Origin of the sequence: Citrobacter portucalensis (genome assembly GCF_023374935.1) — a bacterium.
Taxonomy (GTDB): domain Bacteria; phylum Pseudomonadota; class Gammaproteobacteria; order Enterobacterales; family Enterobacteriaceae; genus Citrobacter; species Citrobacter portucalensis.
Window position 1 is genome coordinate 4,029,507 of sequence record NZ_CP092466.1, and the last position, 15,093, is coordinate 4,044,599.

14 protein-coding genes are annotated in these 15,093 nt (G+C 52.3%); 6 read left to right on the forward strand and 8 right to left on the reverse strand.

Annotation, left to right across the window (positions count from 1 at the left end):
* Positions 1–9 precede the first annotated feature (9 nt).
* Positions 10–1,113: a glutamate 5-kinase gene (gene proB / locus LY264_RS19635; RefSeq protein WP_003031373.1), complete on the reverse strand. Its 1,104-nt coding sequence runs from the start codon at positions 1,111–1,113 to the stop codon at positions 10–12.
* 289 nt (positions 1,114–1,402) lie between these two features.
* Here proB and phoE point away from each other — a divergent pair, with 289 nt between their 5' ends.
* Entirely contained in the window at positions 1,403–2,458 is a 1,056-nt protein-coding gene (gene phoE / locus LY264_RS19640; protein WP_048226434.1) for a phosphoporin PhoE, read from the forward strand.
* A 56-nt stretch (positions 2,459–2,514) separates the two neighbouring features.
* Here the strand turns inward: phoE and crl are convergent, their stop codons facing one another.
* From crl to gpt, 3 genes are all read right to left on the reverse strand, one after another.
* Positions 2,515–2,916, reverse strand: coding sequence for a sigma factor-binding protein Crl (crl, locus tag LY264_RS19645; protein ID WP_008783790.1), 402 nt, complete (start codon positions 2,914–2,916; stop codon positions 2,515–2,517).
* A gap of 57 nt (positions 2,917–2,973) precedes the next feature.
* Complete coding sequence (gene frsA, locus LY264_RS19650) at positions 2,974–4,218, reverse strand: esterase FrsA (protein ID WP_020996608.1); 1,245 nt, start codon at positions 4,216–4,218, stop codon at positions 2,974–2,976.
* Between the two features lie 100 nt (positions 4,219–4,318).
* Positions 4,319–4,777 (reverse strand): xanthine phosphoribosyltransferase, encoded by a 459-nt coding sequence (gene gpt, locus LY264_RS19655; protein ID WP_003031380.1) that lies wholly within the window; start codon positions 4,775–4,777, stop codon positions 4,319–4,321.
* A gap of 261 nt (positions 4,778–5,038) precedes the next feature.
* On the opposite strand from gpt, the gene pepD reads away from it, so the two are divergent.
* Positions 5,039–6,496, forward strand: coding sequence for a cytosol nonspecific dipeptidase (pepD, locus tag LY264_RS19660; RefSeq protein ID WP_008783788.1), 1,458 nt, complete (start codon positions 5,039–5,041; stop codon positions 6,494–6,496).
* Between the two features lie 151 nt (positions 6,497–6,647).
* Here pepD and dinB read toward each other — a convergent pair whose 3' ends face one another.
* Entirely contained in the window at positions 6,648–7,703 is a 1,056-nt protein-coding gene (gene dinB / locus LY264_RS19665) for a DNA polymerase IV (protein WP_048226436.1), read from the reverse strand.
* Between the two features lie 331 nt (positions 7,704–8,034).
* Between dinB and dpaA the strand changes: the two genes are divergently transcribed.
* Positions 8,035–8,775 (forward strand): peptidoglycan meso-diaminopimelic acid protein amidase, encoded by a 741-nt coding sequence (gene dpaA / locus LY264_RS19670; protein WP_003830823.1) that lies wholly within the window; start codon positions 8,035–8,037, stop codon positions 8,773–8,775.
* Here dpaA and LY264_RS19675 read toward each other — a convergent pair.
* Positions 8,746–9,513 carry a class II glutamine amidotransferase gene (locus LY264_RS19675; RefSeq protein ID WP_003031388.1) on the reverse strand — a complete coding sequence of 256 codons (768 nt, stop codon included), beginning with the start codon at positions 9,511–9,513 and terminating at the stop codon, positions 8,746–8,748. The genes dpaA and LY264_RS19675 overlap by 30 nt on opposite strands.
* Before the next feature lie 111 nt (positions 9,514–9,624).
* Positions 9,625–10,206, reverse strand: a complete 582-nt coding sequence (lpcA, locus tag LY264_RS19680) for a D-sedoheptulose 7-phosphate isomerase (RefSeq protein ID WP_003031390.1) — start codon at positions 10,204–10,206, stop codon at positions 9,625–9,627.
* Between the two features lie 239 nt (positions 10,207–10,445).
* On the opposite strand from lpcA, the gene fadE reads away from it, so the two are divergent.
* The 3 genes from fadE (at position 10,446) to LY264_RS19695 (ending at position 14,358) form a co-directional block, all read left to right on the forward strand.
* Complete coding sequence (fadE, locus tag LY264_RS19685) at positions 10,446–12,890, forward strand: acyl-CoA dehydrogenase FadE (protein ID WP_003830821.1); 2,445 nt, start codon at positions 10,446–10,448, stop codon at positions 12,888–12,890.
* A 110-nt stretch (positions 12,891–13,000) separates the two neighbouring features.
* Positions 13,001–13,768 (forward strand): amidohydrolase, encoded by a 768-nt coding sequence (locus LY264_RS19690; protein WP_048214872.1) that lies wholly within the window; start codon positions 13,001–13,003, stop codon positions 13,766–13,768.
* A 179-nt stretch (positions 13,769–13,947) separates the two neighbouring features.
* Positions 13,948–14,358 (forward strand): Spy/CpxP family protein refolding chaperone, encoded by a 411-nt coding sequence (locus LY264_RS19695; protein WP_003830819.1) that lies wholly within the window; start codon positions 13,948–13,950, stop codon positions 14,356–14,358.
* Positions 14,359–14,373: 15 nt separating this feature from the next.
* On the opposite strand, the gene LY264_RS19700 is transcribed toward LY264_RS19695, so the two are convergent.
* Positions 14,374–15,093: an EAL domain-containing protein gene (locus LY264_RS19700; protein ID WP_048226438.1), complete on the reverse strand. Its 720-nt coding sequence runs from the start codon at positions 15,091–15,093 to the stop codon at positions 14,374–14,376.

The window sequence follows — 15,093 nt, forward strand, 5'->3', positions numbered from 1 at the left end:
GCTTGTTCCTTAACGGGTGATCATGTCGTCGCGATGGACAGCAACCGGACCGTATTCGTAGCCCAGGATAGTGTCGATCTGTTGTGAGTGATGTCCGGCAATACGGCGCAGCGCATCGCTGTTATAGCGGGTGACGCCGTGGGCAATATCGCGCCCTTCGAGATTGCAGATGCGGATCACTTCACCACGAGAAAAGTTACCTGTCACGCTTTTAATGCCTTTTGGCAGTAATGAGCTGCCGCGTTCCAGAATTGCTGCGGTCGCGCCCTCATCGACGGTAATCTCCCCGGCAGGCGGCGCGCCAAAGATCCAGCGTTTACGGTTCTCCAGCGGAGAGGCCTGAGCATGAAAACGCGTCCCAACGGAAACGCCTTCCATCACGTCGCCAATCACGCCCGGCTTGCTGCCTGCGGCAATAATGGTGTCGATCCCGGCGCGGCACGCGACATCGGCTGCCTGCAGTTTTGTTCCCATGCCGCCGGTTCCCAGACCCGAGACGCTATCCCCGGCAATGGCGCGCAGCGCATCATCAATGCCGTGTACGTCTTTAATCAGCTCAGCCTGCGGGTTAGTGCGTGGATCGGCGGTGAACAGCCCCTGCTGATCGGTCAACAACAGCAGCTTATCGGCACCGGCCAGAATTGCCGCCAGCGCGGAGAGGTTGTCGTTATCGCCGACTTTAATCTCAGCGGTCGCTACGGCGTCATTCTCATTAATGACAGGAACAATGTTGTTATCCAGCAGCGCGCGGAGCGTATCGCGGGCGTTGAGGAAGCGCTCTCTGTCTTCCATATCTGCACGCGTCAGCAGCATCTGCCCGATATGAATACCGTAAATCGAGAACAGCTGTTCCCACAGTTGAATCAGTCGGCTCTGCCCGACCGCCGCCAACAGCTGTTTCGAAGCTATCGTTGCCGGGAGCTCCGGGTAACCAAGATGCTCACGTCCGGCGGCAATCGCACCAGAGGTAACGATAACAATACGATGCCCTGCGGCATGGAGCTGCGCGCACTGGCGAACCAGTTCTACGATGTGGGCGCGGTTCAGGCGGCGGGATCCGCCCGTTAACACACTGGTGCCAAGTTTTACCACCAGCGTCTGGCTGTCACTCATGATTCTCTGCCATTCAAAATTGGGGAAAATGATATCAAACGAACGTTTTAGCAGGACTGGCCCCGGTTGCCAACAGCCAGCGCACAAAGCATGAAATTTTATTGCGCAGGATCAGCAAGCGTAGCGGCAGATTTTGACGCATTTATTACAGAAACAAAAAAACATCCTTTTTTAAAAATATTCTTACTTTGTCATAAAACGTTCATTGCCAGACGTTAAAAACCCTCCTGTCTTTTTACGGGGATCACACCCAGTGAATATTAGCGCGTACTTTTAATCAGGAATGAAAATGAAAAATAGCACTCTGGCATTAGTGGTGATGGGAATTGTTGCATCAGCATCCGTACAGGCAGCGGAAGTGTATAACAAGAATGGTAATAAGCTGGACTTGTACGGCAAAGTAAAAGCCATGCATTACATGACGGATTATGACAGCAAAGATGGTGACCAAAGCTATATCCGTTTAGGTTTTAAAGGCGAAACGCAAATTAACGATCAACTAACCGGTTATGGTCGTTGGGAAGCAGAGTTTGCCGGCAATAAAGCTGAAAGCGACTCTAACCAACAAAAAACACGTCTGGCCTTCGCTGGTGTGAAATTAAAAGATTTTGGCTCGTTTGATTATGGTCGTAACCTGGGCGCGCTGTATGACGTGGAAGCCTGGACCGATATGTTCCCGGAATTTGGTGGCGACTCCTCCGCACAGACCGATAACTTTATGACCAAACGCGCCAGCGGTCTGGCAACTTACCGTAACACCGACTTTTTTGGCGTCGTGGATGGCCTGGATCTGACCCTGCAATACCAGGGTAAAAACCAGGATCGCGATGTGAAAAAACAGAACGGCGACGGTTTTGGTACTTCTGTTACTTATGACTTTGGCGGCAGCGATTTCGCGGTGAGCGGCGCTTATACCAACTCCGATCGTACCAACCAGCAGAATCTGCAAACTCGCGGTACGGGTGATAAAGCTGAAGCCTGGGCAACCGGCTTAAAATATGATGCTAACGATATTTATATTGCGACGTTCTATTCTGAGACACGCAATATGACGCCAATTTCCGGCGGCTTCGCCAATAAAACACAGAACTTCGAAGCGGTTGTTCAGTACCAGTTTGACTTTGGTCTGCGTCCGTCACTGGGTTATGTGCTTTCTAAAGGGAAAGATATTGAAGGCGTCGGCAATGAAGACCTGGTGAATTATATCGACGTGGGCGCAACGTATTATTTCAACAAAAATATGTCCGCGTTTGTTGATTATAAAATCAACCAGTTGGATAGCGATAATAAACTGGGCATCAACGATGATGACATCGTTGCTGTCGGTATGGTCTACCAGTTCTGATATAGCATAAAAAATGCCGGATGGGGTTGCGCCGCCATCCGGCATTTTACTGTTCATTATGCCGTTAACTTAACCGGTTCATCCTTAAAGTCGTCAGCAGGTTCCAGCGCCAGATTCAGCGTCGTTAACAAGCCACGTAATTTTTCATGGAATTCACGTAAGGTGTATTCCAGTCGCTCTACCACTTCAGTCTCTTTCACCGGCACCGCCGTCCAGTTACCGTCTTTATCAAACAAACCAAACTGATAGCTGTACGTGAAACGTTTTTCCTGCGCCTCCAGTTCCATCCACCAGCCCCAGAACTCGCGTTTCTCAGGGGCGGGTTTCACGTTGACGCAAACAGCCAGACAATCGAAAAAAAATCGATTATCTTCGCACTGCCCTTCCCGGATATACGGGCCAAGCGCGGTGAATTTCTTGATCAATCTACTTTTCGGATGCCCACTCGGTAACGTCATTACGATCTCCTTAGGTGAAGCACCTGTTTTACCAAATCGCTAAAATTTAGCAAACTTTTAACACAATCTCTGATTGATCCAACCGGTTATTTCCTGCAGCCCTTTGTCAAAATTGCGATACACCGGGTTGAAGGGGATCTCCAGTAGCTTACCGTCTGAAGATGAAGATGTGATTAAACGTGACTCTTCTTCCGGGCTAAACGGGTCGTTCTTCCAGAAGCCCGAAAGCATTGGCGTCGGGCAGCGTCGACCCAGCAGGCCCTGCACTTTTAATGAATAGCGATTAAGCTCAACGCGCAGCGCTTCATCGGAGGCGTCGTGCATCCCCAGGCGGCTAGCCAGTACATCAAGGTACATTTCCGGGACGCTCGCCTGACGCTGCGGGTCGCTAAGCAGCGCATGAACCACTGGCCCCAGACAGGCCACCGCCTTCAGACGCGATGATTCCAGATACGCCAGACGTACCGCTACGTTAGCGCCAAAGCGGAAACCGAAGGCCGCCACGCGGGTGTGATCCACCCAGGGAACATTAGGCAGCGCTTTTAATACATGCTGATGCAGCAGGCTGGAATCCTGAGTCAGTTTCCATTTTGACGAGAAACCAACCGACGGCATATCCAGCGTCAGCATGGCTATACCCCGTGGGGCAAAATAGCGCTCATACAGGGTGTAGTAATCCGTTTGCATGGAATCGAGACCACCGCACATCAGCACCGTCGGGAACGGACCGTCACCTTTTGGCATATGTAAGAAGCCGGTGATCGGCGCACCGCCAGCGATGGGAAACTCCATCTCACGCAGCGTGCCCGGCAATCGCTGTGCGGCCTCTTCATAGGCGCGATTCGCCAAAGCCTGTGCCTGCTCTGCCAGCTCATCGCCTTTCAGGTGTGGGTAAGCGGCAATGTTGTACAACGTAGACGCATGCAGCCAGTGGCGTCCGCTCACCTGCGGATCCTCTTCCATAGACGCTTTCTGTTGCCAGTCCATCGCCTGCTTCGCCCACTCATAGATCCAGTTCCCACCGCGATAGCCGATAACCGTATCGTAGAGTTCTTTATCTGTACGCTCGGCTTCGCTCATCACGATACGTGCCTGCACCTCAAGGATTTCGCGCGGGTCGACGCCGCGCCAGATCCACATCAGGCGATTCACCATGCGATACCAGTGCGGAATGGTTTTGCCATCCAGGGCAGATTGTACGGACGGCTGCGCGCCGTGATTAAAACGACGAACCAGTGTTGACGTTTCAGGGTGTTTGAAGCGGGGTTTAAACAGGACTTCGCTGAGGTTAGCCTGTGACATGATTGCAGCCTCCATGAGTACTCACTAAGGCATAGTGTAACCTGACACAGCACAAAAAGAACAACGCCCGGCAGTTGCCAGGCGTTGAAAACTTTTTAGATTAGCGACCAGAGATCGGCGGGACGAACACTACGCCCATATCCCACGGCTGCTCAATCCAGGTATCCTGAGGGATATCAACAACATAATCATTCACCAGCGGGCGACCAGCCGGCTTAGCGAAGATAGTGACGAAATGCGCTTTAGGATACATTTCGCGGATCGCAACGGCGGTACCACCGGTGTCAACCAGGTCATCGATTACGATGAAACCTTCACCGTCGCCTTCGGCACGCTTCAGCACTTTCAGTTCGCGCTGGTTGTCGTGATCGTAGCTGGAGATGCATACGGTATCGACATGACGAATACCCAATTCACGCGCCAGCAATGCGCCCGGCACCAGACCACCACGGCTAACGGCAATAATGCCTTTCCATTGTTCAGAAGGCATCAGGCGGCTTGCCAGTTTACGTGCATGGATCTGCAACATGTCCCAGGTGACGACGTATTTTTCGCTCATGTGAAGTGTCCCAGCCTGTTTATCTACGGCTTAAAAAGTGTTCGAGGGGGAAATAGGTTGCGCGAGATTATAGAGATCTGACGCACTAAAAACCAGTGTTTCGCGGAATCCGCGCCTCTTTTTGCATGCTTTATGCTAGCCGTCAGCGGAGAAAGTGGTATTCTCAATCGCATCGCGCAAGCCTGGCTTGTGGTGTTTTTAATTCTGCTAACCCCGTGGCCTGCAAGCAAGTTTTGTAGGACATCGCCAAGGAGACTCAACGTGTCTGAACTGTCTCAATTATCCCCGCAACCGCTATGGGATATTTTTGCCAAAATCTGTTCTATTCCTCATCCGTCCTATCATGAAGAGCAGCTCGCTGAACACATTCTGAGCTGGGCCCAAGAGAAAGGTTTCCACGTCGAGCGCGATCAAGTCGGTAATATCCTGATTCGCAAACCCGCAACCGCAGGTATGGAAAACCGCAAGCCGGTCGTTCTGCAGGCGCACCTGGATATGGTCCCGCAGAAAAACAACGACACCGTGCACGACTTCACTAAAGATCCTATCCAGCCTTATATTGACGGCGAATGGGTGAAAGCCCGTGGCACCACGCTGGGTGCGGATAACGGCATCGGTATGGCGTCTGCGCTGGCCGTTCTGGCTGATGACAGCGTGGTACACGGTCCGCTGGAAGTTCTGCTGACCATGACTGAAGAAGCGGGTATGGATGGCGCGTTTGGTCTGCAGGCTAACTGGCTGCAGGCAGATATCCTGATCAACACCGACTCTGAAGAAGAAGGTGAGATCTACATGGGTTGCGCAGGCGGTATCGACTTTACCTCTAACCTGCCGCTGTCCCGTGAAGCAATCCCGGCTGGATTCCAGAGCTTTAAGCTGACGTTAAAAGGCCTGAAAGGCGGTCACTCCGGCGGCGAAATCCACGTGGGTCTCGGTAACGCGAACAAACTGCTGGTACGCTTCCTGGCGGGCCACGCTGAAGAGCTGGATCTGCGTCTGGTTGATTTCAACGGCGGTACGCTGCGTAACGCGATTCCGCGTGAAGCCTTTGCCACCCTCGCCGTGGCTGCAGATAAAGTTGATGCGTTAAAAGCGCTGGTCAACACCTATCAGGAAATCCTGAAAAACGAACTGGAAGCCAAAGAGAAGAACCTGGCTCTGCTGCTGGATGCCGTAACTCAAGACAAAGCCGCGCTGACCGCTCAGTCTCGCGACAGCTTTGTGCGTCTGCTGAACGCCACCCCGAACGGCGTAATCCGCAACTCTGACGTCGCCAAAGGTGTGGTTGAGACCTCTCTGAACGTCGGCGTTGTCACTATGACTGACGACAACGTTGAAATTCACTGCCTGATCCGTTCCCTGATCGACAGCGGTAAAGACTACGTGGTGAGCATGCTGGATTCACTGGGTAAACTGGCTGGCGCGAAAACCCAGGCAAAAGGCGGATACCCAGGCTGGCAGCCGGATGCTAACTCTCCGGTTATGCACCTGGTTCGTGAAACTTATCAGCGTCTGTTCAACAAAACGCCGAATATCCAGATCATCCACGCTGGTCTGGAATGTGGTCTGTTCAAGAAACCGTATCCAGATATGGACATGGTTTCCATCGGGCCAACTATCACCGGTCCGCACTCCCCGGATGAGCAGGTTCATATCGAAAGCGTCGGCCATTACTGGACGCTGCTGACTGAACTGCTGAAGTCTATTCCGGCGAAGTAAGATTCTGCGCTAAATGCCGGATGACGCTACGTTTATCTGGCCTACATGCTGGTTTGTAGGCCGGATAAAGTTGTTACGCAGCCATCTGGCCTGCACGCTGGTTTGTAGACCGGATAAGGCGTTTACGCCGACATCCGGTAATTGTTCTGAGTCACAGACCCAACAGTAGCTGTCTTTCCAATTGAGGATCCAGCAGCGTGACGTGTAATCCCACCAGCCTGACGCCTCGCCCTCCCCTACGCTCGTCCCAGGTCTTGCGCGCTGTCGTAATTAAGTCATCTTTATTTAAGCGCGGCCAGACGTGCTCCTGCGTAGTCTGCTGAAAATCATTAAACTTGAGTTTTATCCCCTGGCGAGCGATCAGCAGATCCGGCTTTACCTTTGCCAGACGCCGTTCCAGCTCAGGATAGAGCCGTTCAATTATCGCCTCACACTCCGACCACTCGTGAATATCTTCCGCCAGCGTACGCTCGACGCCGACGGATTTACGCAGCCTGTCGTTGTTGACGTCCCGTTCGTCAATCCCCTGACTGCGCTCCCACAGCACGCGACCAAACTTGCCGAAGCGTTTGAGCAGCATTGCCAGGTCGTATTTTTGAACATCTTCGCAGGTACGTAATCCCATTGATTCCAGCTTAGCGGCGGAGACTTTGCCAACGCCGGGAATTTTGCCTAACGGCAATGTTCTGAGAAATTCAGGAACATCGGCAGGGGTAATCACATATTGCCCATTGGGTTTGTTGAGATCGGAAGCTATTTTTGCCAGAAATTTTACCGGCGCAATTCCGGCAGAGGCGGTTAACTGTAACTCGTTAAAAATTGTCTGGCGGATTTCCTGAGCGATCAGCGTAGCTGAGCCGTGGCAGTGGGTGCTGTCGGTCACATCCAGATAGGCTTCATCCAGCGAAAGTGGTTCTATCAGTGAGGTATAGCGGGAGAAAATAGCCTGAATCTGGCGGGAGGCTTCTTTATAGGCCTCGTAACGACCAGGTAATAAAGTGAGATGCGGACACAGCTTTAATGCCATCCCAGTTGGCATTGCGCTACGCACGCCAAATTTGCGCGCCGGGTAATTGGCCGTGCTGATGACCCCCCGACGTTCTCGACTGCCACCAATAGCAATGGGAATATCACGCAGGGCGGGGTTGTCGCGCATTTCCACCGCCGCGAAAAAGCAGTCCATATCGACATGTATGATTTTACGCATCGTTTGTCTCCCACGTCACTGTTTAAGTATACAGTATTTTTATGTTGTGAGAAGTATGGTTGTACCTAATGCTGGGCCGTTCCTGACCCATTATCCATCCAGCACGAATAAGACCCAATGAAGCGCAGTAACCAGCAAAATACGCCAGTGTCTGACTGCCTTTAAGCGCAATTTTCCGTATAAAGAAAAACTAAAGTGTAAACGCCGCACGAGAGACTTGCGAAAAACTCTCTTGGTGCTAATGTGAGCGCTCCAGATCCAGATTTATCCGATTTGGGGATTCTTTTTGCCGTCCTGGCGTGTGTGATCGTTTTATCAAGGAATAAGCAGTATGCGTAAAATCGCATTTTTTCTTGCGATGCTTTTATTGCCGTGCGTTTCATTTGCCGGTTTGCTGAGCAGCAGCAGCCCGACTACGCCTGTCAGCAAAGAATATAAGCAGCAATTAATGGGCTCCCCCGTTTATATCCAGATCTTCAAAGAAGAGCGAACCTTGGATCTGTACGTCAAGATGGGCGAACAGTATCAATTGCTCGACAGCTATAAGATCTGCAATTATTCCGGCGGCTTAGGGCCGAAACAGCGTCAGGGTGATTTCAAAAGTCCGGAAGGATTTTACAGCGTACAGCGTGGACAGCTGAAACCGGATAGCCGCTTCTATAAAGCGATTAACATTGGTTTCCCTAACGCCTACGACCGCGCACACGGTTATGAAGGTAAGTACCTGATGATCCACGGTGCCTGTGTTTCCGTCGGCTGCTACGCAATGACCGACAACGGCATTGATGAGATTTTCCAGTTTGTGACAGGTGCTCTGGTGTTCGGGCAGTCCAGCGTACAGGTTAGCATTTACCCGTTCCGCATGACCGATGCCAACATGCAACGCCATAAGTTCTCGTATTACAAAGATTTCTGGGCCCAGTTAAAGCCGGGATACGATTACTTTGAACAAACACGTAAACCACCGACCGTTTCCGTCGTCGATGGTCGTTACGTCGTCAGCAAGCCGTTGAGTCACGAAGTGGTTCAGCCGCAACTGGCATCAAACTACACGCTCCCCGAGACAAAATAATGCCCACTCGCCTGGCATAATCTTTTGCCAGGTTTCATTGCCGGTTAACGGTTGAGTGGCAATCACGGTGACCACATCATTGGGTGTGGTCTCTGAGCTAAAATCGATTTCCACGTCCTGATCCAGCAATGTCGCCACGCCAAACGGCGCACGACGCGTGATCCAAAACAGGTTGGTCGAACAGAAGGCCATCACATAGCGTCCGTCAGACAACAGCATGTTGAAGACGCCTTTCTCCCGCAGCTCTCCTGCCAGCATTGCGATGTATTTAAACACTGCCGTCATATTGCCAGGCGTGCGCGGATAACGCTCCGTCAGCTTATGGAGCAGCCAGCAGAAAGCTTTTTCGCTGTCGGTTTCCCCGACCGGACGGAAATTTCCGGTTTCCAGCGATTTATAGCCACTGAGCTGTCCATTATGAGCATAGGTCCAGTTGCGTCCCCACAATTCGCGGGTAAAGGGATGGGTATTTTCCAACGCCACTTCGCCACGGTTCGCCTGACGAATATGGGCAATCACGGAACAGGATTTGATGGGGTAGTCTTGTACCAGTTTGGCAATAGGCGAATTAAAGCTGGGTTGCGGATCTTTAAACGTACGGCAGCCCTTACCTTCATAAAACGTAATACCCCAGCCGTCTTTGTGCGGCCCGGTCCCTCCACCGCGCTGAACCAGTCCGGTGAAGCTAAAGCAGATATCGGTTGGCACATTGGCGCTCATCCCGAGCAGTTCGCACATACATCACCTACCTTAAAACCGTGAACTGCCTGATGGCGCTGCGCTTATCAGGCCTACGTGGCGCTCATGTAGGCCGGATAAGGCTTCAGCCACCATCCGGCAATCGTCTTCTTATGGTTTAACCATCTCTTTTTCGATCAGCTGGATCAGGATATGGATCACTTTGATATGAATTTCCTGAATACGGTCAGCGTAGCCAAAGTGCGGCACGCGAATTTCGATATCCGCGCTACCCGCCATTTTTCCGCCATCTTTACCGGTCAGGGTGATCACTTTCATCCCTTTCTCACGCGCTGCGGCAATCGCTTTAATTACGTTACCGGAATTACCCGAAGTAGAGATGCCTAGCAGGACATCACCTTCACGACCCACGGCTTCTACGTAGCGAGAGAACACATAATCGTAACCAAAATCGTTGCTGACGCAGGAGATATGGCTGACGTCAGAGATAGCGATAGCAGGGTAACCAGGACGGTTTTCACGATAGCGTCCGGTCAGCTCTTCGGCAAAGTGCATCGCGTCGCAATGGGAACCGCCGTTACCGCAAGAAAGTACCTTACCGCCCGCTTTAAAGCTGTCTGCCAACAGGACCGCCGCGCGCTGAATGGCGTGAATATTGGCGTCATCTTTAAGAAAATTAGCCAGCGTTTCCGCCGCTTCGCTCAGTTCGTTACGAATAAGATCCTGGTACATGAGGATATCCTTCAGCATGAATGTAAATGACAAGATGCAGTGTACCGGATAGCGCTACCAGCGAGAAGTACAAGCCACAGGAATGGCGGCGGCTTTTGATTTTTTGTGCCGGTTAAAACAGCAACAATGTGAGCTTTGTTGTAATTATTTTGTAAACACATTGCTAAAAGAATTTACATCCACTACAAACATATCATCACAAGTGGTCAGACCTCCTACAAGCAAGGGAGCTTTTCGTTATGATGATTTTGAGTATTATCGCTACGGTTGTTCTGCTCAGCGTTCTGTTTTATCACCGCGTGAGCTTATTCCTCAGCAGCTTAATTTTGCTCGCCTGGACGGCTGCGCTTGGCGTGGCTGGCCTGTGGTCAGTCTGGCTGCTGGTTCCTCTGGCCATTATCCTCGTGCCGTTTAACTTTACGCCGATGCGCAAATCCATGATCTCTGCGCCGGTGTTCCGCGGCTTCCGTAAAGTCATGCCACCGATGTCGCGTACTGAGAAAGAAGCGATTGATGCCGGTACAACCTGGTGGGAAGGTGACCTGTTCCAGGGCAAGCCTGACTGGAAAAAACTGCATAACTATCCTCAACCGCATCTGACCGCTGAAGAACAAGCGTTTATTGATGGTCCAGTGGAAGAAGCGTGCCGTATGGCGAACGACTTCCAGATAACCCATGAACTCGCGGATCTGCCGCCGGAACTGTGGGCATATCTGAAAGAACACCGCTTCTTCGCGATGATCATTAAGAAAGAGTACGGCGGGCTGGAATTCTCAGCATATGCTCAGGCTCGCGTTCTGCAGAAACTCTCCGGCGTTTCCGGGATCCTGGCGATCACCGTTGGCGTACCTAACTCATTAGGCCCAGGCGAACTGCTGCAACATTACGGCACCGAAGAGCAGAAAAATCATTACCTGCCGCGTCTGGCTCGCGGTCAGGAGATCCCATGCTTTGCTCTGACCAGCCCGGAAGCAGGCTCCGACGCAGGGGCGATCCCTGATACCGGCGTGGTTTGTATGGGCGACTGGCAGGGCCAACAGGTGCTGGGTATGCGCCTGACCTGGAACAAACGTTATATTACGCTGGCGCCTATCGCCACGGTACTGGGTCTGGCATTTAAACTCTCTGACCCGGAAAAACTGCTGGGTGGTGAAGAAGATCTCGGCATTACCTGTGCGCTGATCCCAACCTCAACGCCGGGCGTACAAATTGGGCGTCGTCACTTCCCGCTGAACGTGCCGTTCCAGAACGGTCCGACCCTCGGTAAAGATGTGTTTGTACCGATTGATTACATCATCGGTGGTCCGAAAATGGCCGGTCAGGGCTGGCGCATGCTGGTGGAATGTCTGTCTGTGGGACGTGGTATTACCCTGCCGTCTAACTCGACGGGCGGCGTGAAATCAGTCGCAATGGCCACCGGCGCATATGCGCACATTCGTCGCCAGTTCAAAATCTCCATCGGCAAGATGGAAGGTATTGAAGAACCGTTGGCACGTATTGCCGGTAACGCCTACGTGATGGACGCTGCGGCATCACTGATTACCTACGGCATTATGCTGGGTGAAAAACCGGCGGTGCTGTCGGCTATCGTGAAATATCACTGTACCCACCGTGGGCAGCAGTCAATCATCGATGCGATGGATATCACTGGCGGTAAAGGCATTATGCTTGGCGAAAGCAACTTCCTCGCCCGCGCTTATCAAGGTGCGCCAATCGCCATTACCGTTGAAGGTGCCAACATTCTGACCCGTAGCATGATGATCTTCGGTCAGGGTGCGATTCGCTGCCATCCGTATGTTCTGGAAGAGATGGCTGCGGCACAGAGTAACGATGTGAATGCGTTCGACAAGCTGCTGTTCAAACACATCGGTCACGTTGGCAGTAACAAAGTGCGCAGCTTCTGGCTTGGCCTGACACGTGGCTTAACCAGCAGCACGCCAACCGGCGATGCGACCAAACGTTACTACCAGCACCTGAACCGTTTGAGCGCCAACCTGGCCCTGCTTTCAGATGTGTCCATGGCCGTACTGGGCGGTAGTCTGAAGCGCCGTGAACGTATCTCCGCGCGTCTGGGCGATGTGTTAAGCCAGCTGTATCTGGCCTCTGCGGTACTGAAACGTTATGACGATGAAGGCCGTAATGAAGCGGACCTGCCGTTGGTTCACTGGGGCGTTCAGGATGCGTTGTACAAAGCGGAACAGGCGATGGACGATCTGCTGAAAAACTTCCCGAACCGTCTGGTCGCGGGCTTGCTGAACGTGGTTATCTTCCCGACCGGTCGCCACTACGACGCGCCGTCTGACAAGCTGGACCATAAAGTCGCGAAGATTTTGCAGGTTCCGAGTGCTACTCGTTCTCGTATTGGTCGCGGTCAATATCTGACGCCAAGCGAGCATAACCCGGTTGGTTTGCTGGAAGAGGCGCTGCTGGATGTCATTGCAGCCGACCCTATCCACCAGCGGATCTGTAAAGAGTTGGGTAAAAACCTGCCATTTACCCGTCTCGACGAACTGGCGCACAATGCGCTGGCGAAAGGGCTGATTGATAAAGATGAAGCCGCGATTCTGGTGAAAGCCGAAGCGAGTCGCCTGCGCAGTATCAACGTGGATGACTTTGAACCCGAGGAGCTGGCGACTCAGCCGGTAAAGCTGCCAGAGAAAGTGCGTAAAGTCGAAGCCGCATAACGATATACGCACAACGTTTAGCCCCGCTTAATGCGGGGCTTTTTATTGCCACATTTTCATTAATGCTCATGCTACAGTGTCAAAATGTTGTTCAACGAGGAGCCTCGATCGTGCCTGGTTTGAAAATTACTCTGCTGCAACAACCCTTGATCTGGATGGATGGCCCGGCCAACCTGCGCCATTTTGACCGACAACTGGAAACCGTCGCCGGACGTGATGTCATCGTGTTGCCCGAGATGTTTACCAGTGGATTTGCCATGGAAGCGGCAAATAAATCGTTGCCGCAGGAAGAGGTCGTCAGTTGGATGCGCGCCAAGGCGCAACAGACTAACTCCCTGATCGCTGGCAGCGCTGCTATCCAGTCTGAACGCGGCCCGGTAAACCGCTTTTTTCTGGTTGAGCCCGAAGGTAATGTGCATTTCTACGACAAGCGCCATCTGTTCCGCATGGCGGATGAGCATCAGCATTACCAGGCGGGTGACGCGCGCGTTATTGTTGAATGGCGCGGCTGGCGCATTCTGCCGTTGGTCTGTTATGACCTGCGTTTTCCGGTATGGTCGCGTAATCGCAACGATTACGACCTGGCGTTGTATGTTGCCAATTGGCCTGCGCCGCGTTCGCTGCACTGGCAGCTTCTGCTTGCCGCACGGGCGATTGAGAACCAGGCTTATGTAGCAGGATGTAACCGCGTGGGCACAGACGGTAACGGCCACCATTATCGCGGTGACAGCCGGGTGATTAATCCGCAGGGTGAGATTATTGCCACCGCCGAGCCGCATCAGGCCACACGCATTGACGCCGAGCTGTCACTCTCAGCGCTGCGCGAGTATCGCGAGAAGTTTCCCGCCTGGCAGGACGCCGACCCGTTTACGCTATAACTATCGCCTTCACTCCCGCTGCACTACGTTTCTTGTGGCGGGATTGTTTCACTCCGTAACCAACCGCAAAACAAATTCGCGTGGCGACATGCGGTGAGCATCGTATTCTGCAAAGGATAATCACTCGTAACCAGCGGGTGGCAGACAATGTCGATAATTTCCTTATCAGGATTTCAATAATGAAGAACTTCTTACGCATGACTTTGCTGGCGGCTACCTTAGCGGGCGCTTCTTTTAGTACGCTTGCAGCAAACGTATCCAATGTTCCTGCTCCAGCTCAGGACCCGGTCGTTCAGCATCTTAAGCTGACCAACGACCAGGTGGCGCAGATTAAAAAACTGCACCAGCAGCTTGAAACCAACGTAAGCCAGATTTCGGTGAAAGATGTTAAAGACGGCGCGTTGATTGACGTCATCAAGTCCGGGAAATGGGATGAAGCTGCCGTTCAGAAACAGCTTTCTGCGTTCAGCAACATCGAACAGCAGGCGCGTTATTATCGCGTAAAATACTATTTTGACCTGAACAAAGTGCTGACCCCAGAACAGCGCCAGCAGGTGCAAAAAGATATCGCACAGACTCTGAGCGAGTAATTGTCAGAGCCTGAGTCAGCAATGATTCAGGCTTTTCGGTAAAATTTCCTGCTCAAACAGAAAGCCCTGCACAGCATCTGCGCCGCTCATACGGCAAATGGCATAATCCTGTGGCGTTTCTACTCCCTCAATGACAACCCGCTCACCCAGCCCACGAAATTGATTGACCAGAACCCTCAACTGCCACTCCGATGTTCTGAACTGATGAAACATTCCACTTTCAATTTTGATGGCATCGAAACGGATGCCCGACAGCCGCCAGACAAAAAATAGCTCAGGCGAAACATCATCCAGCCACACGCGAAACCCGTGACGCACCAGCGTTTTTACGGCAATGCATACGGCCTGCTGCTCTGCCTTATCCAGGTGCATCATGGAGCCCGGATCCTGAATTTCAATAACAATCCTCCCCTGATGCACCTGCTTTGTGAGACGCGTGATCCATGACAGACTAGTCAGCATCCTGACGGATAAATTCAGCGAATAGCTTCCAGAGAGGGCCAGCACCCGCTGCATTTGCCATAGAAAAAGCTGCTGTTTTGCCGTGATGGAAAGGTGCTTGAAAAACAAATCCAGTGGGAGCGGTGTGCGTACCTGGCTTAACACCTCACAGACATCCAGCGATGCGTCATCAAAAAAATGAATGCGCTGCAAACGGATCCCGGTGATCCGCAGCAGTTCGGCGTTGCGGGGAAGTTCTGGCACATAACGGGCCTGTTCACTGAATCTGTTCAT